General features: G+C 69.4%; 21 protein-coding genes. 11 read left to right on the forward strand and 10 right to left on the reverse strand.

The annotated features are described in order from the left end of the window. Window positions 1-247 precede the first annotated feature (247 nt). Both EOINJALH_RS06210 and EOINJALH_RS06215 read right to left on the reverse strand, forming a co-directional pair. Window positions 248-742, reverse strand: a complete 495-nt coding sequence (locus tag EOINJALH_RS06210) for a hypothetical protein (RefSeq protein WP_088279453.1) — start codon at window positions 740-742, stop codon at window positions 248-250. Window positions 743-761: 19 nt separating this feature from the next. Beyond that, window positions 762-1,886 carry a cupin domain-containing protein gene (locus tag EOINJALH_RS06215; protein WP_088279454.1) on the reverse strand — a complete coding sequence of 375 codons (1,125 nt, stop codon included), beginning with the start codon at window positions 1,884-1,886 and terminating at the stop codon, window positions 762-764. A 37-nt stretch (window positions 1,887-1,923) separates the two neighbouring features. Between EOINJALH_RS06215 and EOINJALH_RS06220 the strand changes: the two genes are divergently transcribed. Then, the gene (locus EOINJALH_RS06220) at window positions 1,924-2,445 is read left to right on the forward strand and encodes a peptidylprolyl isomerase (RefSeq protein ID WP_088279455.1); all 522 of its coding nucleotides are present in this window, start codon (window positions 1,924-1,926) and stop codon (window positions 2,443-2,445) included. A 32-nt stretch (window positions 2,446-2,477) separates the two neighbouring features. Here the strand turns inward: EOINJALH_RS06220 and dut are convergent, their stop codons facing one another. The 3 genes from dut to lepB all read right to left on the reverse strand — a co-directional run bounded on the left by dut (window position 2,478) and on the right by lepB (window position 4,990). Then, window positions 2,478-2,927: a dUTP diphosphatase gene (gene dut / locus EOINJALH_RS06225; RefSeq protein ID WP_088279456.1), complete on the reverse strand. Its 450-nt coding sequence runs from the start codon at window positions 2,925-2,927 to the stop codon at window positions 2,478-2,480. Then, a complete protein-coding gene (coaBC, locus tag EOINJALH_RS06230) occupies window positions 2,924-4,132 on the reverse strand; it encodes a bifunctional phosphopantothenoylcysteine decarboxylase/phosphopantothenate--cysteine ligase CoaBC (protein ID WP_088279457.1) in 1,209 nt (402 codons plus the stop codon). Before coaBC ends, dut begins: the two co-directional genes overlap by 4 nt. 75 nt (window positions 4,133-4,207) lie before the next feature. Continuing rightward, entirely contained in the window at window positions 4,208-4,990 is a 783-nt protein-coding gene (lepB, locus tag EOINJALH_RS06235) for a signal peptidase I (RefSeq protein WP_088279458.1), read from the reverse strand. A gap of 149 nt (window positions 4,991-5,139) precedes the next feature. Between lepB and EOINJALH_RS06240 the strand changes: the two genes are divergently transcribed. Both EOINJALH_RS06240 and EOINJALH_RS06245 read left to right on the forward strand, forming a co-directional pair. Beyond that, entirely contained in the window at window positions 5,140-5,415 is a 276-nt protein-coding gene (locus EOINJALH_RS06240; RefSeq protein ID WP_088279459.1) for an antitoxin, read from the forward strand. Continuing rightward, a complete protein-coding gene (locus EOINJALH_RS06245) occupies window positions 5,412-5,819 on the forward strand; it encodes a type II toxin-antitoxin system VapC family toxin (protein WP_088279460.1) in 408 nt (135 codons plus the stop codon). The genes EOINJALH_RS06240 and EOINJALH_RS06245 overlap by 4 nt, the downstream gene beginning before the upstream one ends. A 439-nt stretch (window positions 5,820-6,258) precedes the next feature. Here EOINJALH_RS06245 and EOINJALH_RS31080 read toward each other — a convergent pair whose 3' ends face one another. The 4 genes from EOINJALH_RS31080 to alaS form a co-directional block, all read right to left on the reverse strand. Then, window positions 6,259-6,621: a hypothetical protein gene (locus tag EOINJALH_RS31080; RefSeq protein WP_234413686.1), complete on the reverse strand. Its 363-nt coding sequence runs from the start codon at window positions 6,619-6,621 to the stop codon at window positions 6,259-6,261. Between the two features lie 42 nt (window positions 6,622-6,663). After that, on the reverse strand, window positions 6,664-7,434 hold the full coding sequence (locus EOINJALH_RS06250) for a UPF0149 family protein (RefSeq protein ID WP_088279461.1): 771 nt from the start codon (window positions 7,432-7,434) through the stop codon (window positions 6,664-6,666). 98 nt (window positions 7,435-7,532) lie between these two features. Further along, the gene (locus EOINJALH_RS06255) at window positions 7,533-8,141 is read right to left on the reverse strand and encodes a GNAT family N-acetyltransferase (protein WP_199873178.1); all 609 of its coding nucleotides are present in this window, start codon (window positions 8,139-8,141) and stop codon (window positions 7,533-7,535) included. Next, window positions 8,134-10,809, reverse strand: a complete 2,676-nt coding sequence (alaS, locus tag EOINJALH_RS06260) for an alanine--tRNA ligase (RefSeq protein WP_088279463.1) — start codon at window positions 10,807-10,809, stop codon at window positions 8,134-8,136. The genes EOINJALH_RS06255 and alaS overlap by 8 nt, the downstream gene beginning before the upstream one ends. A 224-nt stretch (window positions 10,810-11,033) precedes the next feature. Between alaS and EOINJALH_RS06265 the strand changes: the two genes are divergently transcribed. The 6 genes from EOINJALH_RS06265 to EOINJALH_RS06290 all read left to right on the forward strand — a co-directional run bounded on the left by EOINJALH_RS06265 (window position 11,034) and on the right by EOINJALH_RS06290 (window position 17,786). Continuing rightward, window positions 11,034-12,560 (forward strand): acyl--CoA ligase, encoded by a 1,527-nt coding sequence (locus EOINJALH_RS06265; RefSeq protein WP_088279464.1) that lies wholly within the window; start codon window positions 11,034-11,036, stop codon window positions 12,558-12,560. A gap of 99 nt (window positions 12,561-12,659) precedes the next feature. After that, the gene (locus EOINJALH_RS06270; protein ID WP_088279465.1) at window positions 12,660-13,655 is read left to right on the forward strand and encodes a tripartite tricarboxylate transporter substrate binding protein; all 996 of its coding nucleotides are present in this window, start codon (window positions 12,660-12,662) and stop codon (window positions 13,653-13,655) included. A 14-nt stretch (window positions 13,656-13,669) separates the two neighbouring features. Beyond that, window positions 13,670-14,671, forward strand: coding sequence for a tripartite tricarboxylate transporter substrate binding protein (locus tag EOINJALH_RS06275; RefSeq protein ID WP_088279483.1), 1,002 nt, complete (start codon window positions 13,670-13,672; stop codon window positions 14,669-14,671). 60 nt (window positions 14,672-14,731) lie between these two features. Beyond that, window positions 14,732-15,235 (forward strand): tripartite tricarboxylate transporter TctB family protein, encoded by a 504-nt coding sequence (locus tag EOINJALH_RS06280; protein ID WP_234413687.1) that lies wholly within the window; start codon window positions 14,732-14,734, stop codon window positions 15,233-15,235. 18 nt (window positions 15,236-15,253) lie between these two features. Further along, window positions 15,254-16,741, forward strand: a complete 1,488-nt coding sequence (locus EOINJALH_RS06285; RefSeq protein WP_088279466.1) for a tripartite tricarboxylate transporter permease — start codon at window positions 15,254-15,256, stop codon at window positions 16,739-16,741. Between the two features lie 34 nt (window positions 16,742-16,775). Continuing rightward, the gene (locus EOINJALH_RS06290) at window positions 16,776-17,786 is read left to right on the forward strand and encodes a 2-dehydropantoate 2-reductase (protein WP_088279467.1); all 1,011 of its coding nucleotides are present in this window, start codon (window positions 16,776-16,778) and stop codon (window positions 17,784-17,786) included. A gap of 3 nt (window positions 17,787-17,789) precedes the next feature. On the opposite strand, the gene EOINJALH_RS06295 is transcribed toward EOINJALH_RS06290, so the two are convergent. Next, entirely contained in the window at window positions 17,790-18,557 is a 768-nt protein-coding gene (locus tag EOINJALH_RS06295; protein ID WP_088279468.1) for a fumarylacetoacetate hydrolase family protein, read from the reverse strand. A gap of 75 nt (window positions 18,558-18,632) precedes the next feature. On the opposite strand from EOINJALH_RS06295, the gene EOINJALH_RS06300 reads away from it, so the two are divergent. Both EOINJALH_RS06300 and EOINJALH_RS06305 read left to right on the forward strand, forming a co-directional pair. Beyond that, window positions 18,633-19,097 carry a rhodanese-like domain-containing protein gene (locus EOINJALH_RS06300; RefSeq protein WP_088279469.1) on the forward strand — a complete coding sequence of 155 codons (465 nt, stop codon included), beginning with the start codon at window positions 18,633-18,635 and terminating at the stop codon, window positions 19,095-19,097. Window positions 19,098-19,174: 77 nt separating this feature from the next. Further along, a complete protein-coding gene (locus EOINJALH_RS06305) occupies window positions 19,175-21,163 on the forward strand; it encodes an OPT family oligopeptide transporter (RefSeq protein ID WP_158219670.1) in 1,989 nt (662 codons plus the stop codon). The last annotated feature ends 5 nt before the right edge of the window (window positions 21,164-21,168 follow it).

A 21,168-nucleotide genomic window follows, 5' to 3' on the forward strand; every position in this document is an offset into this window, starting at 1 on the left:
GGGCGGGGGCAGCGGCGGGAGCCGGAGCGGGGGCTTCTTCCTTCTTGCCGCAGGCGGTCAGGGCCAGGGCAGCAACCAGGGAAGCCAGCAGGAGCGACTTGTTCATTTGTGTCCTCAGTGAAAAGTGTCGACGAAATACCGGTATCGAATCGGACTCGTCCTGGGGGACTTGTCCTTGGAACCAGACTCGGAAAGCTCGAGCCCTTCCGACTCCAGCCCATGATTCTAGCAGCCCTGGGGTAGATACCTACAGACCCAAGGTGGTTATTGGCCATGCCGATTCGCATCGATGCAACAGATCGGCGGTGGATGACATCAGATTGACGAGCGTCGCCCGGTCGTCCACCCGTCGCCAGTGCCAATGCACGCGATCGAGCAGTTCGACGCCGCGATCGCCCGCCAGCAGGCGCACCGGCAGGTCGGTGCGCTCGGTGGGCAGCGGGCGCCAGGCCTCCGTCACGTGCGCGCGATCGCGGCGCCAGGCCGCGAAGCGGGGATGGCGCCGCGCCGTCAGTTCGAAATCACTGCCCACGATGTGCAGCCGCCGGCCAGGCACTCGGCTCCAGCGGCTCAGCGCCTCGAGCACGGCAGGTTCATCGAGCGGCCACGCCTCGAACGACTCGTCAACCCACCACATCTCGTGCAAGCCCTGCCCGGGCAGGTTGGTGAGCAGTTCGCGCAGGGCATCGGTGAACGCCTGACGCCCGTCCTGATCAGCCGAGGGTGCAGCGTCGGTGCTCACGGGCTGGGTCCTCCACAGCTCAGGCCGGGTGCAGCCAACCGGCCTCGTGCCATTCGTCGACCAGCGCTCGTGCCGGCGCGCTCAGCTGGACCATCGCGCTGGCCGGCAACCCGCGCTGGTCGGCCAGTTGCGCCATCAGCCGCGCATCGCGCCCGGCGGCCCGGAAGGCCTCGCCGTTGATGAACACGTGGTGGTCGTCGTACATCATGCGCGTGCGCCGGTCCAGCGCGATGGCCACGTCGTTCAACGGCTGGACATCGTCCTTCGTGTCGAACCAGACCTGCGGCTTGGGCTCGCTGGCCACGCCGCCGATCGCCCGCGCCAGGGCCCGCGGATCGGCCAGCACGCGCTGCAAGGCCTTCTCGGCAAACACCTGCAGCGACGCCGGCAGCCGACCCGGCGTGGCCGTGGCGGGTTGCGCGGCATCGCGATAGATGAGCTCGCGCGCCGGCGCTTCGAGGTCCTCGCCCAGGCGCACCAGCACCTCGCGCGCGAGTTCGGTGGCAGTGGCCGCGCGGAAGCCCACCGAGCAGGTCATGCACTCGCCCACCGCGATGCCGTCGTGGCCCCACAGCGGTGGCAGGTAGAGCATGTCGCCGGGGTCGAGCACCAGGTCTTGCGTGGGCTCGAAATGGCGCAGGATCTTCACCGGCAGGCCGTCGACGAGGCTGCCGTCGGCCACCGGCCCGATGCGCCAGCGGCGCCGCCCGTGCACCTGCAGCAGGAACACGTCGTACGAATCGAGGTGCGGCCCGACGCCGCCACCGTCGGTGGCGTACGAGATCATCAGGTCGTCCAGGCGCGACGCCGGCACGAACCGGAAACGCGACAGCATCTGGTGCGCGGCATCCAGGTGCAGGTCGAGCCCCTGCACCAGCAGCGTCCAACCGGCGCGCTTGACCGCGGGCAAGGCGCGGCGGGCAAACGGGCCGTGGCGCAACTTCCAGCCGCCGTCGAAGCAGGTGAGCAGACGCGATTCCACGCCCTCTTGTCCGGCCAGGTCGAACAGCGCGGCGCGGTCGATCGGCGGCGTCGCGCCGGGCCAGGCCTGCCGCACCAGCAGGGGCTTCTTCTGCCAGTGCCGGCGCATGAAGGCGGCGGGCGAAAGACCGCCCAGGAGCGGTGTGGGAGCGTCGACGTTCATGCTCGGATTGTGGCCCCGGATATGCGATCATTCCCTGATGTTGATCACCGCCCCCTGCGTCGTCAGCCTCACGTGGACCATGGCCGATGGCCAAGGCGCGCCCATCGATGAGCTCATCGACCCGATCGAGTTTTACTTTGGCGGCGACGACCTGCTGCCCAAGCTCGAAGAAGCGTTGCTGGGCCACGCGGCCGGCTTCGAAACCCACCTGCACCTCGAACCCGAAGTGGCCTTCGGCGAGTACCTGCCCGAGCTTGTGTGCTTCGAGGACCGCGCTGTCTTCCCCGAAGGCATCGAGGAAGGCATGCAGTTCGACGGCCTGCCCGAAGGCGCCCAGACCGTGGGCATGCCGCCCGACGCCATCTACACCATCACCGAGATCTACCCCTCGCACGTGGTGCTCGACGGCAACCACCCGCTGGCCGGCATGGCGCTGCAGTTGCAGGTGAAGGTGGTGGCCGTGCGCGCCGCCACCGAAGACGAACTCGAGGCGCGCTCGGTGGCCGATGGCGAGTTGAGCGTGTTGTCCCCCGCCTTGCCGTCGCAGCACCTGCACTGAGCGCCGCAGGCACGCGGCAGCAGTGCGGCCGATCAGCCGCGGCCGGTGGACCCGAAACCGCCCTCGCCCCGCGCCGACGCGTCGAACGATTCCACGCGCCGGAACGTCGCCTGCACCACCGGCACGATCACCATCTGCGCGATGCGCTCCATCGGCTGCACGGTGAACGCGGCCTGGCCGCGGTTCCAGCAGCTCACCATCAGCGGGCCCTGGTAGTCGCTGTCGATCAGGCCGACCAGGTTGCCCAGCACGATGCCGTGCTTGTGGCCCAGGCCCGAGCGCGGCAGCAGCATCGCCGCCAGGCCGGGGTCGCCGATGTGGATGGACAGGCCCGTGGGGATCAAGGCCGCCTCGCCCGGCGCCAGCACCAGCGGCGCGTCGAGGCAGGCGCGCAGGTCCAGGCCCGCGCTGCCCGGCGTGGCATAAGCCGGCAGGTGCTCGGCCATGCGCGCGTCGAGCACCTTCACGTCGATCGTCGTCATGGCGCCAGCCTCGCCGCGATCTCGCGCACCAGCTCGCGCGCCAGGCTCAGCTTGCCGGCCGTGGGCAGCTCGCGCTCGCCCTGGGCATCGACCAGCACCAGCGTGTTGTCGTCGCGGCCGAAGGTGGCTGGCCCCAGGTTGCCGACGATCAGCGGCACGTGCTTGCGCAGACGTTTCTCGCGCGCGTGCCGCACCAGGTCGTGGCTCTCGGCCGCGAAGCCCACGCAGTAGGGCGGCTGCGGCAGCCGGGCCACGGTGGCCAGGATGTCGGGGTTCTCGGTCATCGCGATCGTCGGCACTTGGCCGGAGCCGTCCTTCTTGATCTTCTGCTCGGCCGACGCCGCCGGCCGCCAGTCGGCCACCGCGGCGGTGGCCACGAACACGTCGTGCGACGCGGCCAGCGGCAGCACCACGTCGTGCATCTGCTGCGCGCTTCGTACGTCGATGCGGCGCACGTGGCGCGGCGTGGGCAGGTGCACCGGGCCGGCCACCAGCGTGACCTCGGCACCGGCCTCGCGGGCCGCCTGCGCGATGGCGAAGCCCATCTTGCCGGACGATAGGTTGGTGATGCCGCGCACCGGGTCGATGGCCTCGTAGGTGGGGCCGGCGGTGATCAGCAGCCGGCGGCCGGCCAGCACCTTGGGCTGGAAGAAGGCCCCCAGGTCGTCCAGCAGTTCGGTGGCCTCGAGCATGCGCCCGTCGCCGACCTCGCCGCAGGCCTGGTCGCCGGCGGCCGGGCCCAGCACCGTGGCGCCGTCCGCCGCGGCCTGGGCCACGTTGCGCTGCGTGGCCGGGTGGGCCCACATCTCGCGGTTCATCGCCGGGGCCAGCAGCAGCGGACAGCGCTCGATGGGCCGTGCCAGGCACAGCAGGGACAGCAGGTCGTCGGCCCGGCCCTGCGCCAGCTTGGCGATGAAGTCGGCCGAGGCCGGCGCCACCAGCACCGCATCGGCCGTGCGGGTGAGGTTAATGTGCGCCATGTTGTTGGGTTCGCGCGCGTCCCATTGGCTGGTGAACACCGGCCGGCCCGACAGCGCCTGCATCGTGACGGCGGTGATGAAGGCCTCGGCCGCCTCGGTCATCACCACCTGCACGGTGGCGCCGGCGCGGCCCAGCTCACGCGTCAGCTCGGCGGCCTTGAAGCAGGCAACGCCACCGGAAAGGCCCAGCACGATGTGCCGGCCGGCAAGTTGGGGGGTGTCCATGGCCGCGCACTGTAGCGCAGGGCCTGCACCGCCACGCGGCGCATCCGTCGCCGGGTCAGCCGCGGGGTCAGCCGCTCACGACACCCGGTGCCAGAAGCGCTTGGCCTCGCGGTAGTTGAAGATCACGCGGTCGACGCGGCCATAGACCTCGGCCTCGGGCAGGAAGCCCCAGGCGCGCGAATCCTCGGAGCGGTCGCGGTTGTCGCCCAGCGCCAGCAGGTGGCCGGCCGGCACGGTGCAGTCCCAGGCGCCGGCCCGCAGTTCGGTGCAGTGCGGCGCGCCGATCGACAGCGGCAGCCGGCCCAGCACGAAGGGGTTGAGCTTGATCGAGTGGGTGCGGCCCTGCCCCGCCTCGCGCAGCAGGCGCTGGCCCAGGTCGGCCGGGTGCTCGCCCCAGCCCAGGTCGTCGGCCTGCAGCGGCGCACCGTTGACGGCCACCACGCCGTCACGGTACTGCACGCGGTCGCCGGCCAGCGCCACGATGCGCTTGACATAGAACTGCGACACGTTCTTCGGAAAGCGGAACACCGCCACGTCGCCGCGCTGCGGCGTGCCCAGCGGCAGGGCCGTGTTGGTGAAGGGCAGCCGCGGGCCGTAGGCCAGGTGGTTGATGAGCAGCATGTCGCCGACGCGCAGCGTGGGCTCCATCGACGCCGACGGCACCCGCTGCCAGTCGGCCAGTGCCACCCGGCAGGTGAAGATCAGCGCCACCACCGTGAACAGCTCGGCCCCCCAGCCCACCCAGCGCAGGCGGTGGGCACTGCCGCTGCGGCGCAGGCGCCACCACAGCAGGCTCAGCGCGCCGGTGACGAGCGTGGCGATCAGGAGCACCTCGTTGAGGGCGAAGCCGATGGTCATTGGTGGGGGGCGGTCCGGCGCAATGCAGTGGCCGGATTGTGCGGCGAGCGGGGCTGAGGGTGGACCCTTGGATGGGTGAATCGTTCCGCTGCTGCGCGCATCGGCACAGATATATACTTTCGTATCTACATATTTTCGGCGAGGTGCCCATGACCCCCAAGACCGCCAGGCTCTTCACCAACGGCGGCAGCCAGGCTGTGCGGCTGCCGGCGGAATTTCGCTTCGACGTCGATCAGGTGTACGTCCGGCGCGACGAGCGCACCGGCGACGTGATCCTGTCCACCCGCCCGGCGGGCACCTGGGCCGACTTCATGGCCTTGCGCGACCGGCTCGGCGCCGTGCCCGAGGCGGACGATTTCATGCTCGACCGGCCGATGAACCAGCCCGACCGTGCGCGCGATCCGTTCGAGGACTGGAAGGAATGACGCTGTACCTGCTGGACACCAGCATCGCCTCGGCGGTGATCGCGCAGCGCGCCAACCTCGACCTTCGACTGCAAGCGCTCGACCCCGCCCAATGGTGCATATCGGTGGTGACGCGGGCCGAGTTGATGTTCGGCGTGCGCCGCAAGCCCGGTGCCACGCGGCTGGCGCAACTGGTCGAAGGCTTCCTGCGCATCGCACGGTCCGCACCCTTCGACGACCCGGCTGCCGACGAGTTTGCGCGCTTGCGTGCCGAGCTGCAGGGCCAAGGCGCCGGTATCGGCATGGCCGACGAGATGATCGCTGCACATGCGCTGACACTGGGGGCCGTGGTGGTCACGGACAACGTGCGGCACTTCGCGCGGGTGCCGGGCCTGGTGGTGGAGAACTGGTTGCGGGGCGGCTGACGCGGCGAGGGTTGATGGGGCGGTGCGCGCAAGGACCTGAAGCCTGTCGCGCCGGTTCGTGCCGTCCACGGGCAACGCCCGGCCATCCGCCGTCTCGCTCGGTTCGACACCGGTCATCGCCTGCCACAGCGCATGGACGCGCGGCAGGTGGTCGATCCAGTCGCCAGATGTGAGGCTGGCGCAACGCTGCGGCCTTTTCCTACCAGCCCGGTCTCTTCACCAACCAGCCGAGGGATCACCCTGCAGCCGCGTTCGCAGTGCCCTGTCGACAGTAGAGCTGATCGGGCCGCAGAGGCATGGCGCCCTGGCCGTGCGGCCGATGATGGACCAAGGCGGTCGTACGGCCAGGGTGCCATGCCGCAGCGGCCCCGGTTGAGCGACATGTTGGCCTCGATCGCTCACGAGAGCCACTGCCCAACAAGCCGACCGATTTCATCGATCATTGAATCGACATCTGTCTTCGTGAACGCCGCGTGGTCGCCATGTGCCGCGCTGTTTCGTATGGCCACCTCGCTGCTCCGAACACCGCTCGCTTGCGCGAGAAGTTCTTCAGGTTGCCTGACCACGACGAGTAGCTCTCGGCCTCCACAAAGGCCTTGTAGTGCTCCGAGTCTTGCCCGCAAACGGAAACCAGAAGATTCCTCGACTTGACACACCACGCGAGGAACTGTTCGTGATCAACGTTCTCGTCTGTGCCGCCATTGAAGTCACGGCTGATGGCTCTTGTCTTGGCCAGTTCAGAAGCTTGCGCGTCGAGTTCCGCAAAGCGCTTGCGGAGAAGCTGGGGCATGACGGTTCCCATGAGGCCTAACCTCAGGCGAGGCGGGGACGCCGCCGCTGGCCGTCAGGCCGTCGCCCCATGGCACTTCTTGAACTTCTTGCCGCTGCCGCAGGGGCAGGGGTCGTTGCGGCCGGGGGTGGGTTCGACGCGGCGCTGCTCGGGCTTGGGCGCGTGGTCGAGCCAGTACAGGCGCAGGTCCTGCACGCCGAAACAGGCGTCGTCGATCAGCTGGTCGCGGGTCAGTTCCTCGCCGGGGTAGGCTTCGGCCACGTAGGCGGCCAGTTCGGCCTTGGGCAGCGACAGCGCCAGCACGCGGGTCAGGCAGTCGTCGTACCAGCGGCCTTCCTCGCTGTCGACGTCGGGCTCGGGCCAGTCGTCGGGGAAGGCCTCCATCGCGGCCTGGAAACCGTCGCACCAGCCGGCGCCGGTCTGCAGCAGGTCCTCGGCCTCTTCGGCGGTGATCTGCCCGGCGGCCACCACCTCGGCGCGGGCGGCCTCGTCGTAGGTGATCATCAGCGGGGTCAGCCGCATCGCGTCGGGCTCGTCCATCAGCGATTCGGGGTCGAGCTGGTTGGCCAGGATGTTCCAGCGGCCGGTCAGTGCCTCCATCGCGGTGGCCACCTCGGTGGGGTCGCCGTAGGCGCGCTCGAAGTCTTCGCCGAACATCGCCGGCAGCCATTCGGCCGGCTGCACGATGCGCCGGCCCGCCACCAGGGCGGTGAGGAAGCCGTCCACCCACTCCAGCGACACGTCGGCGCCGAAGTTGGCCAGGCGCTCGCACACGGCCTCGAGTGCGGCGATGTCGTCTTCGGTACTGTGGCGCACGGGCTTCATGGTGGGGTCGTCGGATCGGTCGGGAGGTCGATTGTCACCCCGCCGGCCGTTCCCCGTGGCACGCCCTGCCCACGCGAACGCGTGGTGCGAATTCCTGCTCAGGCGTCGGGCGGCGAACCCGTGGGCGACGCGACCCAGCCGCCGATGCGCGGCGGGTTCGGGTGCAGCCGCGCCATCATCAGGGTGTCGACATACTCGCCGCCGCGCAGTGCGTAGCCGCGTTGTCGGCCCTCCACCTCGAAACCGAAGCGCTGGTAGAGCGCGATGGCGCGGGCGTTGTCGGCGTACACGCCGAGTTCGATGCGCAGCACCTGGGCCCAATCGTCCGCGAAGTCGCACAGCGCCTGCATCAGCGCGCGGCCCACGCCCTGCCCTTGCGCCCGCGGCAGCACCGCGATGCCCAGGCTCATGGCATGGCGGCGGCGCACCGGCGGGCCGCAGGGGTGCAGGCCGGCGTTGCCGACCACTGACCAGTGGCCGCCGGCGTCCTGCAGCTCGGCCATCAGCAGCAGGTCGTTGCGGCCCGGCGCCAGCATCTCGGCCAGGCGCGCGGCCCACACTTCTGCGCTCGGGTAGGGCAGCTGCAGCAGCTGCGGCAGCACGTCGGGGTGGCCCATCACCTCGGCCATGGCAGTGGCATCGGCCGTCGTGACCCGGCGGATGCGCACCGCCGGGTCGAGGGCCGTTGCGCGCGCCGGCTCAGGCACGTTCGCGCACCCAGGCCACCACCGAGGCCAGCGCCGCGGGCAGCGCCGCCGCATCGGTGCCGCCGGCCATCGCCAGGTCGGCCTTGCCGCCGCCCTTGCCGCCCACCTGCTGGGCGACGAAGTTGACCAGCTCGCCCGCCTTGACCTTGGCGGTGCGGTCGGCGGTGACGCCGGCCGCCAGCTGCACCTTGCCGCCGTCGACGGCGGCCAGCACGATGGCCGCGGACTTGAGCTTGTCCTTCAGCTTGTCCAGCGTCTCGCGCAGCGTCTTGGCATCGGCGCCCTGCAGCACCGCGGCCAGCACCTTGATGCCGGCCACGTCCACCGCCTGGCCCATCAGCTCGTCGCCCTGGGCGCTGGCCAGCTTGCCCTTGAGTGCGGCGATCTCCTTCTCGAGCGCGCGCACCTGGTCGAGCACCGCACCCACGCGGGCAGGCACCTCGGCCGGGGTGACCTTCAGCGTGCCGGCGACGCCGCCGACGGTGGCCTCGAGCTGCTGCAGGTAGGCCAGCGCGTTGTCGCCGGTGACGGCCTCGACGCGGCGGATGCCGGCGGCCACGCCGCCTTCGGCGACGATCTTGAAGACGCCGATGTCGCCACTGCGCTGCACGTGGGTGCCGCCGCACAGTTCCTTGCTGGAGCCGATGGTCTGCACGCGCACGGTCTCGCCGTACTTCTCGCCGAACAGCATCATCGCGCCGGACTTCTGCGCGTCGTCCAGCGCCATCACCTGCGCGGTGGCGGCGGCATTGGCCAGGATCTCGGCGTTGACCAGGGCCTCGACCTGGCGCACCTGCGCGTCGGTCATCGGCGCGTTGTGCGCAAAGTCGAAGCGGGTGCGCTCGGCGTTGACCAGCGAGCCCTTCTGCTGCACGTGCGGGCCCAGCACCTCGCGCAGGGCCTTGTGCATCAGGTGGGTAGCGCTGTGGTTGCGCACCGTGCGGGCGCGGCGCTCGGCGTCCACCTTGGCGGCCAGCGTGTCGCCCACGGCCAGGCGGCCTTCCACCACCCGGCACTGGTGGCCGAAGACGTCGGCCTGGATCTTTGTGGTGTCCTCCACCAGCAGCCGGGCCACCGCATTGCGCAGCTCGCCGGTGTCGCCGGCCTGGCCGCCGCTCTCGGCGTAGAACGGCGTGTGGTCGAGCACGACCACGCAGTCGTCGCCGGCCTCGACGCTGGCCACCGGGCTGCCGTCCACGTACAGCGCGGTCACCTTCGAGGTGTCGCACTGCAGGTGCTCGTAGCCATGGAAGGTGGTCGGCGTGCCGGTGTACTCCAGCCCGGCGGCCATCTTGAACTTGGTCGCCGCGCGCGCCTGTTCGCGCTGGCGGTTCATGGCCACCGCGAAGCCGGCCTCGTCGACCTTGACGCCGCGCTCGCGGCACACGTCGCCGGTCAGGTCGACCGGGAAGCCGAAGGTGTCGTGCAGCTTGAAGGCGGTGTCGCCATCGATGGTGGTGGCGCCATCGGCCAGCGCGGCCTCCAGCAGTTCCATGCCGTGGTGGATGGTCTGGAAGAAGCGCTCTTCCTCGGCCTTCAGCACGGCGGTGGTGCGGTCCATCTCGCGGCGCAGCTCGGGGTAGGCCTCGCCCATCTCCACGGCCAGCGGTGCCACCAGGGTGTGGAAGAAGGGCTTGCGCGCGCCCAGCTTGTAGCCGTGGCGGATGGCGCGGCGGGCGATGCGGCGCAGCACGTAGCCCCGGCCCTCGTTGCCCGGGATCACGCCGTCGGTCACCGTGAAGGCGCAGGCGCGGATGTGGTCGGCGATGACCTTCAGGCTGGGCGAGTCCTTGTCGCAGCCGGGAGACGCGCGGTACTCTTCGTCACCAGTGCGAGGGATGTCTCGGCTTTGCGGAATCGCAAAATCGACCGCGTTTTTGGCCGCCGCGAGCAGCCGCACGAACATGTCGATCTCGTAGTTGCTGTGCACGTGCTGCAGCACCGCGGCCAGCCGCTCCAGGCCCATGCCGGTGTCCACGCTGGGCTTGGGCAGCTTGTGCATCACGCCGTCTTCGGTGCGGTTGAACTGCATGAAGACGTTGTTCCAGATCTCGATGTAGCGGTCGCCGTCCTGCTCGTCCGACCCCGGGGGGCCGCCGGCCACGTCGGGGCCGTGGTCGTAGAAGATCTCGGTGCAGGGACCGCAGGGGCCGGTGTCGCCCATCATCCAGAAGTTGTCCGACGCGTAGCGGGCGCCCTTGTTGTCGCCGATGCGCACGATGCGCTCGGCCGGCACGCCGACGGTCTTGTTCCAGATCTCGTAGGCCTCGTCGTCCTCGGCGTAGACGGTGACCCAGAGCTTGTCCTTGGGCAGCTTGAAGTCGACGGTGAGCAGTTCCCAGGCGTACTGGATGGCGTCGTGCTTGAAGTAGTCGCCGAACGAGAAGTTGCCCAGCATCTCGAAGAAGGTGTGGTGCCGCGCCGTGTAGCCCACGTTGTCCAGGTCGTTGTGCTTGCCGCCGGCGCGGATGCACTTCTGGCTGGTGGTCGCCCGGCTGTAAGGCCGCTTGTCGAAGCCCAGGAACACGTCCTTGAACTGGTTCATCCCGGCGTTGGTGAACAGCAGCGTGGGGTCGTCGCCCGGGATCACCGGCGACGAGGCGACGATGGCATGGCCCTTCGATTCGAAGAACTTCAGGAAGGTCGAGCGGATCTCAGCGGCTTTCATGGGGGTTCGGTTCGTCCGTGGCTGTGCGTCGTCGGGGCGGCCATCACGGCCGATGCGCAAGGGGCAAATTCTATCTGGGCGCCCTCTGCCGTCACTTCGTGACACACCAGCCACACGGACAAACCGGATCGGTAGGTGAATGCACGGGCACGACCCTCGAACCGGTGAGGGTATAACCCTTCGGTCCTGTCCATGACGCTGCCGAACGGCGCTCCTTTCCTCCCATGTCGACCGAATCCCTCATCGCCCTCTTGTCCGCCGGAGCCGATGGCGCCGCCGCCGTCACCGCCCCGGGCCGCCCGGCGCTCGATTTCGGCGGCCTGCGCCAGTTGGTGGCCGACACGCTGGCCCAGCTCAATGGCCTGGGCATCGGGCGCAACGACCGCGTGGCCATCGTCGTCAACAACGGCCCCGAGATGGCCACCGCCTTCATGGCCTGCGCCTGCGGCGTGGCCAGTGCGCCGCTGAACCCGGCCTACCGGGCCGACGAGTTCGAGTTCTACCTGTCCGACCTGCACGCCAAGGCGCTGCTGGTCGAGGCCGGCAGCACCTCCCCGGCCATCGAGGTGGCCCAGAAGCTGGGCGTGCGCGTGATCGACCTGGTGGTGGCCGACGGCGCCCCGGCCGGCACCTTCACGCTGAAACCCCGCGACGGCGCCACCGCCGCGCCGGCCGCGGCGCCCACCTATGCCCAGCCCGAGGACGTGTCGATGGTGCTGCACACCTCGGGCACCACCTCGCGGCCGAAGATCGTGCCGCTGTCGCAACGCAACCTGTGCGCGTCCGCCCGCCACATCGCCCGCACGCTGCAGTTCGGCGCTGGCGACCGCGGTCTCAACGTGATGCCGCTGTTCCACATCCATGGCCTGATCGCCGGCGTGCTGGCGCCGCTGTCGGCCGGTTCGCAGGTGTTCTGCACGCCGGGCTTCAATGCGCTGAAGTTCTTTGCGTGGATGGACGAGGCCAAGCCCACCTGGTACACGGCCGTGCCCACCATGCACCAGGCCATCGTCGCCCGGGCCAAGGGCAATGCCGAGGTCATCGCCCGCCACCCGCTGCGCTTCATGCGCTCGTCGTCGTCGTCGATGCCGCCGCAGGTGATCAAGGAACTCGAAGAGGTCTTCAAGGCGCCACTCATCGAGGCCTACGGCATGACCGAGGCCACGCACCAGATGGCCTCCAACCCGCTACCGCCGGCCGTGCGCAAGCCCGGCAGCGTGGGCCTGGCCGCCGGCCCCGAAGTGGCCATCATGGCCGAGGACGGCACGCTGCTGCCGGCCGGCGCCATCGGCGAGATCGTCATCCGCGGCCCCAACGTCACCGCCGGCTACGAGAGCAACCCGAAGGCCAACGAAGAGGCCTTCACCCACGGCTGGTTCCGCACCGGCGACCAGGGCCAGATCGATGACGAGGGCTACATCAGCCTCACCGGCCGGCTGAAGGAGATCATCAACCGCGGCGGCGAGAAGGTGAGCCCGCGCGAGGTCGACGAGATCATCATGGACCACCCGGCCGTGGCGCAGGTGGTGTGCTTCGGCATGCCGCACCCCAAGCTCGGCGAGGAGGTGGCCGCCTGCGTGGTGCTTCGAGACGGTGCCTCGCTCACCGAGCGCGAGCTGCAGGCCTTCGTGGCCACCCGCGCCGCCGACTTCAAGGTGCCCAAGAAGATCCTGTTCATGGCCGAGATCCCGAAGGGCGCCACCGGCAAGCTGCAGCGCATCGGCCTGGCCCAGAAACTCGGCCTGGGCTGAACCCTGCCCGACCATCCCGCGGGGTGCACCAGCCCGCGTGGGGTGGCCCGCGACCGTGCCCCCCGCCCGACCCCACACGACACCCGAGGAGATCCACGAATGACGTTCCGTTGGAAGAAGTTGCTGAGCACCCTGACCCTGGCCGCCGTGGCCGGTGCCGCCCAGGCGGCCTGGGAACCCGCCAAGCCGGTCGAGTTCGTCGTGCCCGCCGGCACCGGTGGCGGCGCCGACCAGATGGCCCGCTTCATCCAGGGCGTGGTGGCCAAGCACAAGCTCATGAAGCAGTCGATCGTCGTCGTCAACAAGGGCGGTGGCGCTGGCGCCGAAGGCTTCCTCGAGGTCAAGGGCGCGTCGCGCGACCCGCACAAGCTGATCATCACGCTGTCGAACCTGTTCACCACGCCGCTGGCCACCGGGGTGCCGTTCAACTGGCGCGACATGACGCCGGTGTCGATGATGGCGCTCGACCAGTTCATCCTGTGGGTCAACGCCGAGTCACCGTACAAGTCGGCCAAGGACTTCATCGAAGCGGCCAAGGCCCAACCGAACAACACCCTCAAGATCGGCGGCACCGGCTCGAAGCAGGAAGACCAGATCATCGCCGTGATGCTCGAGGGCGTGGCCGGCAAGAAGCTCACCTACATCCCCTACAAGGGCGGCGGCGAGGTGGCCGTGCAACTGGTGGGCAACCACGTCACGGCGACGGTGAACAACCCGATCGAGGCCGAATCGCATTGGCGTGCCGGCAAGCTGCGTGCGCTGTGCGTGTTCGACAAGGACCGCCTGCCCTACGCCACCAAGCTGTCGCACGGCATGTCCTGGCAGGACGTGCCCACCTGCAGCTCGGCCGGCATCTCTGCCGAGTACGTGATGCTGCGCGGCATCTTCATGCCGCCCAACGTCACCAAGGAACAGCAGGCCTTCTACGTCGACCTGATGGCCAAGGTGCGGGCCACCCCCGACTGGAAGGAGTTCATGGAAAAGGGCGCCTTCCGCCAGACGGCGCTAACCGGCGACGCCTACTTCGACTGGCTGGGCAAGACCGAGCAGATGCACCGCGAGCTGATGAAGAAGGCCGGCTTCATGGCGCAGTAGCCGTGAGGCCGCGTGTGCCTTCCGGCCGGACCCCGGTCCTTGTTGCGGCTGCGCTGGCCGTCGGCCTGCTGTCCGGCGGGCCGGCCGCGGCCTGGGAGCCGACGGCGCCGGTCGAGCTGGTGGTGCCGGCCGGCACCGGCGGTGGTGCCGACCAGATGGCCCGCTTTCTGCAAGCCACGATCGCCCGGCACGGCCTGCTCAAGCAGCCGATGCTGGTCGTCAACAAGGCGGGCAACTCCGGCGCCGAGGGCCTGCTCGACCTGAAGGCCTCGCACGGCAACCCGAACAAGCTGGCGATCACGCTGTCCAACCTGTTCACCACGCCGCTGGCCACCGGGCTGGCCTTCAACTGGCGCGACGTGAAACCGGTGACGATGCTCGCGCTCGACCAGTTCGTGCTGTGGGTGCGGGCCGACTCGGCCCACAAGACCGCACAAGAGTTCATCGGCGCGCTGCGCACGCAACCGGCCGGGTCGATCAAGCTGGGGGGCACCGGCAGCAAGCAGGAAGACCAACTGGTCGGCGTGCTGCTGGAGGCCGCGGTCGGCGGCAGGCTGAGCTATGTGCCGCTGAAGGGCGGCGGTGACGTGGTCGCCGCCTTGGTGGCCGGGCAGGTCGACGCCACGGTCAACAACCCGATCGAGGCCGAGGCCCAATGGCGCGCCGGCAAGGTGCGGCCGCTGTGCGTGTTCGATGGCGCGCGGCTCGCCAACCCGGGCAAGGTGGCCGGCGGCCAGGGCTGGAGCGACATTCCCACCTGCATGTCGGTGGGCATCCCGGTGCAATACCTGATGCTGCGTGGCATCTTTGCCCCGCCCGACGCCACGCCAGAGCAGGTGGCCTTCTACGTGCAGCTCTTCACCCGCGTGAGCGCGCTGCCCGAGTGGAAGGACTTCATGGCCAAGGGCGCCTTCAAGGACTCGCAGATGGCCGGTGCCGAGTTCACGGCCTGGCTGGACAAGGCCGAGAGCTTCCACAAGCTGCTGATGCGCGAGGCGAAGCTGATCGCCAAATGACCCTCGGCCGGCACCCGGCCCGCGACGAAGACCACGACCAGATCGATCCAGGAGACTGCCTTGTCGGAAGACCAAGAACCGCGTCGCATCGTGCTGACGCGCCTGCCCGAGGTGCTGGTGGCCCTGGTGCTGCTGCTGCTCGCCGGGCTGGTGATCGCCGACAGCCTGCGCGTGGGCCACGGCTGGGCCGAAGACGGCCCCCGCGCGGGCTACTTTCCGTTCTTCATCGGCATCGGGCTGGCCCTGGCCGCGGCCGGCATCGTGGTGCAGCAGGTGCTGGCCTGGCGCGAGGACGACCGCGAGTTCGTCGGCTACACCGAGGCCGGCATGGTGTGGGCGGTGCTGTGGCCGATGGTGCTGTACGCGCTGCTCATCTGGCCGGCGGGCATCTACGCCTCGTCGGCCGCGCTGATCGTCTACTTCATGCGCCGCCATGGCCGCTTCGGCTGGGGCCCGTCGGTGCTGATCGCCGGCGGCGTCACGGTGCTGCTGTTCCTCGTCTTCGAGCGCTGGTTCCTCGTGCCCCTGCCCAAGGGCCCGCTGGAAGAGTGGCTCGGCCTGTGACCCCGCAAGGATTCCGCCATGGATGAACTGGGCAATCTCATGCACGGCTTCGGCATCGCGATGACGCTGCCGAACCTGGGCTACATGGTGCTGGGCATCCTGCTCGGCGTGCTGATCGGCGTGCTGCCGGGGCTGGGTGGCGCCAACGGCGTGGCCATCCTGCTGCCGCTCACCTTCTCGATGAACCCCACGTCGGCCATCATCATGCTGTCGTGCATCTACTGGGGCGCGCTGTTCGGCGGGGCGATCACGTCGATCCTGTTCAACATCCCGGGCGAGCCCTGGTCGGTGGCCACCACCTTCGATGGCTATCCGATGGCCCAGCAGGGCAAGGCCGCGCAGGCGCTGACCACGGCCTTCACCTCCAGTTTCGTCGGCGCGCTGTTCGCGGTGATCCTGATCACCTTCCTGGCACCGCTGCTGGCGCGCTTCGCGCTGAACTTCGGGCCGGCCGAGATGTTCGCGGTGCAGTTCCTCACCTTCTGCAGCTTTGTCGGCATGAGCAAGGAGCCACCGCTCAAGACCCTGGCCGCCATGCTGCTGGGCTTCGCGCTGGCCGCCGTGGGCATGGACATGGTCACCGGCCAGCTGCGCATGACCTACGGCACCACGGTGCTGCTGAAGGGCTTCGACTTCCTGATCGCGGTGATCGGCCTGTTCGGCATCGGCGAGATCCTGCTCACGATGGAAGAAGGCCTGTCGTTCAAGGGCAAGAGCGCGCGCATCGACCCCAAGGTGGTGCTGCAGACCTGGCGCGAACTGCTCAAGCACTGGCGCACCTTCCTGCGCGCCACCGCCATCGGGTGCTGGATGGGCATCACCCCGGGTGGCGCCACGCCGGCCTCGTTCATGAGCTATGGCATGGCCCGCCGCCTGTCGCGCAAGCCCGAGACCTTCGGCAAGGGCGCGATCGAAGGCGTGGTGGCGCCCGAGACGGCCGCCCACGCCGCCGGCACCGCCGCGCTGCTGCCGATGCTCACGCTGGGCATCCCCGGTTCGCCCACCGCCGCGGTGCTGCTGGGCGGCCTGCTGATCTGGGGCCTGCAGCCGGGCCCCATGCTCTTCGTCGAGCAGAAGGAGTTCGTCTGGGGCCTGATCGCGTCGATGTACCTGGGCAACATCGTCGGCCTGCTGGTGGTGCTGACCACCGTGCCCTGGTGGGCGGCCATCCTGCGCATCCCGTTCTCGGTGATCGCGCCGGTGATCATCGTCGTCTGCGCCATCGGCGCCTACACGGTGCACAGTTCGATGTTCGACGTGGCGATGATGCTGGTCTTCGGCGTCTTCGGCTATCTGTTCAAGAAGCTCAAGTACCCGCTGGCGCCTTTGGTGCTGGCCCTGGTGCTGGGCGACATGGCCGAGACCAACTTCCGCCAGTCGATGCTGTCGTCGCAGGGCCAGCTGTCGATCTTCTGGGCCAACCCGCTGGTCGGCAGCCTGATGGCACTGGCCCTCGTCATGCTGCTATCGCCACTGGTGGGCATGGTGCGCGAGCGCTTCCGCTGACCATGGCTGTCCCCACGCAAGGAGCCTTCTCGCCATGAAATACGCCATCGTCGGCGCCGGGGCCATCGGCGGCTACCTGGGCGCCAAGCTTGCCCGTGCGGGCGAGGACGTCACCTTCATCGCCCGCCGCCAGAACCTGGCGGCCATTGCCGCGAACGGCTTCAGGCTGATCCTGGAGGACGGCACCGAAGAGCACGCCCCCACCGCCCGCGCGGTGGAGCACATGGAACAGGCCGGCCCGCAGGACGTGGTGCTGATCACCCTGAAGGCGCACCAGTTGCGCGACGTGGTGCCAGGGCTGCGCGCGCTGTTCGGGCCGCACACCATGGTCGTCACGATGATCAACGGCGTGCCCTGGTGGTACTTCCACAAGCTGGGCGGCGCCTTCGACGGGCGCGCTCTGGCCAGCGTCGATCCCGATGGCGCGCTGGCCGCCGCCATCGAGCCCGAGCGGGTTATCGGCAGCGTGGTCTACCCGGCGGCCGAGCTGGTGGCGCCTGGCGTGGTCAAGCTGATCGAGGGCAACCGCTTCACCCTCGGCGAGCTCGACGGCAGCCGCAGCGAGCGCATCGACGCGCTGTCGCAGTCGCTCATGAAGGCCGGCTTCAAGGCCCCGGTCAGCAAGGACATCCGGGGCGAGATCTGGGTCAAGCTGTGGGGCAACCTGTGCTTCAACCCGATCTCGGCGCTGTCGCACGCCACGCTGGAAGGCATCTGCCGCTTCGGGCCCACGCGCGACCTGGCCGCCGCGATGATGGCCGAGGCCCAGGCCATCGGCGAACAGCTCGGCGTGCAGTTCAAGATCTCGATCGACAAGCGCATCGCCGGCGCCGAGGCCGTGGGCGCGCACAAGACCTCGATGCTGCAGGACGTGGAGCGCGGCCGTGCGCTCGAGCTGGAAGCGCTGGTCGGCTCGGTGCTCGAACTGGGCCGGATCACCGGCGTGGCCACGCCGCACATCGCGGCGGTCTACGCCGTCACCGCCCTGCTCGGCCGCACGCTGCAGCAGCAGCGCGGCCGGCTCGAGGTGCAGCCGCTGGGCTGACCGTCAGCCGCCGTAGGTGTTGGCCAGCGTGCCGATGCCGTCGATCACCACCTCGACGGTGGTGCCCGGCTTCATCGGCAGCACGCCCAGCGAGGTGCCGCACAGGATCAGGTCGCCCGGCTCCAGCGTCATGTCGGCCGAAAGGCGCGACACCAGTTCGGCCGGCGGGAAGAACATGTCGCCCAACGGGTAGTTCTGCCGCTCGCGGCCGCCCACCAGCGTGCGCAGCGAGGCGGTGGCGGCATCGAACGCTGTCTCGACCACCGGGCCGAAGGCGCCGAAGCCGTCCATGCCCTTGGCCCGTGCCCATTGCGGGAAGCTGGGATCGCGTCCGATCAGCTCCATCGCCGTCACGTCGTTGGCGCAGGTGTAGCCGAAGATGTGCGCCGGCGCATCGGCCACCGACACCGCGCGGGCCCGGCGGCCGATGACGATGGCCAGCTCACCCTCGTAGGCCACGCGGCCGTCGTAGGCCGCGGGCACTGGGATCGGCCGCCCATGCGCCAGCGCGCTGCTGCTGGCCTTCAGGAAGTACAGCGGCTCGGCCGGCTCGGCCCACTGGTTCTTCTCGGCCGCGGCGCGGAAGTTGTTCCACAGGCCGATGATCTTGCCGGGCTGGCAGGGCGTGAGCCACTCGATGCCGGCCACCGGCAGCCGCTCGGCGGTGGGCGCGCAGGCACCGAACATGTCGCCCTCGTGAACCCGAACCTGGTCACCCTCGAGCGTGCCGAATGCGGCGTGGCCACCGCGCTGGAATCTGAGCCATTTCATGCGACCACATTGTGACAGCGGCCAACGCAGCAGCCGCGCTACGCTCGCGTGTCGCACGGGCACGAGGAACCCCCGATGAAGCGCTATGCCGACCTGATCGCCGACGCCCTGCAGCGCGTGCGCGAGCTCATGCCCTGGGATCTGCGCGACCGCCTCGCCGCATCCCCGTCACCGCTGCTGGTCGATGTGCGCGAGCCCGCCGAGTTCGCCCAGGCGCACATCGCCGGGTCGATCAACGTGCCACGCGGCGTGCTGGAGGCGGCCTGCGACTGGGGCTACGACGACACCGTGCCCGAGCTCGCGGGGGACACCGGCCGGACCGTCGTGGTGGTGTGCCGGTCGGGCAATCGCTCGGTGCTGGCCGCCGACCTGATGCAGACCATGGGCTACGCAGACGTCGTGTCGCTGAAGACCGGCGTGCGCGGCTGGAACGACTTCGAGCAGCCGCTGGTCGACGGCGAGGGCCGGCCGGTGGACACCGACACCGCCGAACCGATGCTGGCCTCGCGCGTGCGGCCGGACCAGTTGCGGCCGCGCTGAGGCGCCTGCGGCCTGCGCAACCGGCAGCGCGGGCCCCACCCACTGACACAATGCGCCGCCACGAGAGGAACCGCCCCATGGCCCTTCAACAGCTCACCGACGAACAGACCCGCAGCTGGACCCGCGCCCAGAAGGACGAGTGGTGGTTCAAGAACATCTTTCGTGGCGACATGCCGCAGCTCACGCTGCGCTCGGGCCTCACCGGCTTCCTGCTCGGCGGCGTGCTGGCGGCCACGGGCCTGTACATTGGCGGCAAGACGGGCATCAGCATCGGCGTCGGGCTCACCTCGGTCATCCTGGCATTTGCGCTGTTCCGTGCGCTGCATGGTGCGGGCCTGGCCTCCGACTTCACCATCCTGGAGAACAACTGCACCCAGTCCATTGCCACCGCGGCGGGCTATGTGGTGACGCCGCTGTTCTCCAGCCTGGCGGCCTACATGATGATCACCGGCGTGATCATCCCGTGGTGGCAGATGATGGTGTGGATGGTGGTCGTCTCGATGATCGGCGTGCTGCTCGCCTTCCCGATGAAGCGCCGCTTCATCAACGAAGACCAACTGCCCTTCCCCGAGGGCCGCGCCTGCGGCGTGGTGCTCGATTCGCTGTATACCGGCCAGGCCGGCGAGGGCATGTTCAAGGCCCGCCTGCTGGGCGTGGTGGCGGTGGGCACCGCGGTGTACCAGGCCATCGTCAGCGACGGCTGGATGAAGTTGCTGCAGTTCAAGCTGCTGGCCATGGACCGCTGGGCCGGCCTGAAGGAACCCTGGACGCTGCACGAGCGGCTGGACACCTATTACTACGCCGCAGCGGCCCAGGCCGGCTTGTGGCTGCCGAAGATCCTGGGCACCGACGTGCGCGCACTGGGGCTGCGCCTGACGCTGGACGCCGCGATGCTGGGCGTGGGCGGGCTGATGGGCATCGCGGTGGCCACCAGCTGCCTGCTCGGCGCCTTCGTCAACTTCGTGGTACTGGCGCCGCTGATGATCCAGGCCGGCGACATCGTCGCGCGCGTCGCGCCCAACGGCAGCACGGTGCCGATCTCGCGCGCCGAGATCGTCAACCAGTGGTCGATGTGGTGGGGCGTGACGATGATGGTGGTGGGCTCGCTGGTCAGCCTGGCGGCCAAGCCCGAGCTGTTCACCGCCGCCTTCAAGTCGGTGCGCGGCAAGGCGACGGCGGCACCCGCGGGCCGCGACCTGCTGGCCGACATCGAGGTGCCGCTGTGGGTGTCTTACGTCGGCGTGCCGGTGTTCAGCGTGCTGGGGGCCTGGGTGACGCACGTCTTCTTCGGCGTGCCGATGCACCTGGCGCTGATCTCGCTGCCGTTGATCTTCGTGCTCACCATCATCTGCACCAACTCGATGGCGCTCACGTCGTGGACGCCCACCGGCTCGCTGTCGAAGATCACCCAGTTCACGATGGGCGCCATCGATCGCACCAACCCCGCCAGCAACCTGCTGCCGGCGGGCATGACCTCCGAGATCGCCTCCAACGCGGCCAACCTGCTGTCCGACATCAAGCCCGGCTACATGCTGGGCGGCAAGCCGCGCCACCAGGCCATCGGCCACGTGATCGGCCTGTTCGCCGGCGTGCTGGCCTGCGTGCCGTTGTACTTCCTGCTGTTCCTGCCCAAGGGCGCCGACGGCACGCGCTCCACCGGCACGCTGGTGTCCGAACAGTTCGCGATGCCCGCCGCGCTGCAATGGAAGGGCGTGGCCGAGATCATCGCCAAGGGCCTGCAGGGCCTGCCGACGTCGGCCCTGGTGGCCATGGGCGTGGCCGCGCTGGCGGCTGTGCTGATGGAGGCCGCGCGCATCGTCACCAAGGGCCGCTTCCCGCTGTCGGCGGTGTCGGTGGGCCTGGGCGTGGTGCTGCCGCCGGAATCCACCTTCGCGATGTGGGTGGGCGCGATGATCTTCTGGCTGATGGGCCTGCGCCACAAGGCTCCGGGCAGCAGGGGCCATCGCATCTGGGTGGAGGGCTGCGAGCCGATCTGCGCCGGGCTCATCTCGGGCGCGGCGCTGATGGGCATCGGCAACGCCATTGTCAACGTGCTGCTGAACTGAGCGGC

It is taken from the genome of Ideonella sp. A 288, assembly GCF_002198735.1.
Lineage (GTDB): Bacteria > Pseudomonadota > Gammaproteobacteria > Burkholderiales > Burkholderiaceae_C > Pseudaquabacterium.

What these genes read in the sequence shown, in the direction of transcription:
- EOINJALH_RS06215 (WP_088279454.1), bottom strand. Translation starts at nt 1,886, where the DNA reads ATGAACGTCGACGCTCCCACACCGCTCCTGGGCGGTCTTTCGCCCGCC.
- EOINJALH_RS06220 (WP_088279455.1), top strand. Translation starts at nt 1,924, where the DNA reads ATGTTGATCACCGCCCCCTGCGTCGTCAGCCTCACGTGGACCATGGCC.
- dut (WP_088279456.1), bottom strand. Translation starts at nt 2,927, where the DNA reads ATGACGACGATCGACGTGAAGGTGCTCGACGCGCGCATGGCCGAGCAC.
- coaBC (WP_088279457.1), bottom strand. Translation starts at nt 4,132, where the DNA reads ATGGACACCCCCCAACTTGCCGGCCGGCACATCGTGCTGGGCCTTTCC.
- lepB (WP_088279458.1), bottom strand. Translation starts at nt 4,990, where the DNA reads ATGACCATCGGCTTCGCCCTCAACGAGGTGCTCCTGATCGCCACGCTC.
- EOINJALH_RS06240 (WP_088279459.1), top strand. Translation starts at nt 5,140, where the DNA reads ATGACCCCCAAGACCGCCAGGCTCTTCACCAACGGCGGCAGCCAGGCT.
- EOINJALH_RS06245 (WP_088279460.1), top strand. Translation starts at nt 5,412, where the DNA reads ATGACGCTGTACCTGCTGGACACCAGCATCGCCTCGGCGGTGATCGCG.
- EOINJALH_RS31080 (WP_234413686.1), bottom strand. Translation starts at nt 6,621, where the DNA reads ATGGGAACCGTCATGCCCCAGCTTCTCCGCAAGCGCTTTGCGGAACTC.
- EOINJALH_RS06250 (WP_088279461.1), bottom strand. Translation starts at nt 7,434, where the DNA reads ATGAAGCCCGTGCGCCACAGTACCGAAGACGACATCGCCGCACTCGAG.
- alaS (WP_088279463.1), bottom strand. Translation starts at nt 10,809, where the DNA reads ATGAAAGCCGCTGAGATCCGCTCGACCTTCCTGAAGTTCTTCGAATCG.
- EOINJALH_RS06265 (WP_088279464.1), top strand. Translation starts at nt 11,034, where the DNA reads ATGTCGACCGAATCCCTCATCGCCCTCTTGTCCGCCGGAGCCGATGGC.
- EOINJALH_RS06270 (WP_088279465.1), top strand. Translation starts at nt 12,660, where the DNA reads ATGACGTTCCGTTGGAAGAAGTTGCTGAGCACCCTGACCCTGGCCGCC.
- EOINJALH_RS06285 (WP_088279466.1), top strand. Translation starts at nt 15,254, where the DNA reads ATGGATGAACTGGGCAATCTCATGCACGGCTTCGGCATCGCGATGACG.
- EOINJALH_RS06290 (WP_088279467.1), top strand. Translation starts at nt 16,776, where the DNA reads ATGAAATACGCCATCGTCGGCGCCGGGGCCATCGGCGGCTACCTGGGC.
- EOINJALH_RS06295 (WP_088279468.1), bottom strand. Translation starts at nt 18,557, where the DNA reads ATGAAATGGCTCAGATTCCAGCGCGGTGGCCACGCCGCATTCGGCACG.
- EOINJALH_RS06300 (WP_088279469.1), top strand. Translation starts at nt 18,633, where the DNA reads ATGAAGCGCTATGCCGACCTGATCGCCGACGCCCTGCAGCGCGTGCGC.
- EOINJALH_RS06305 (WP_158219670.1), top strand. Translation starts at nt 19,175, where the DNA reads ATGGCCCTTCAACAGCTCACCGACGAACAGACCCGCAGCTGGACCCGC.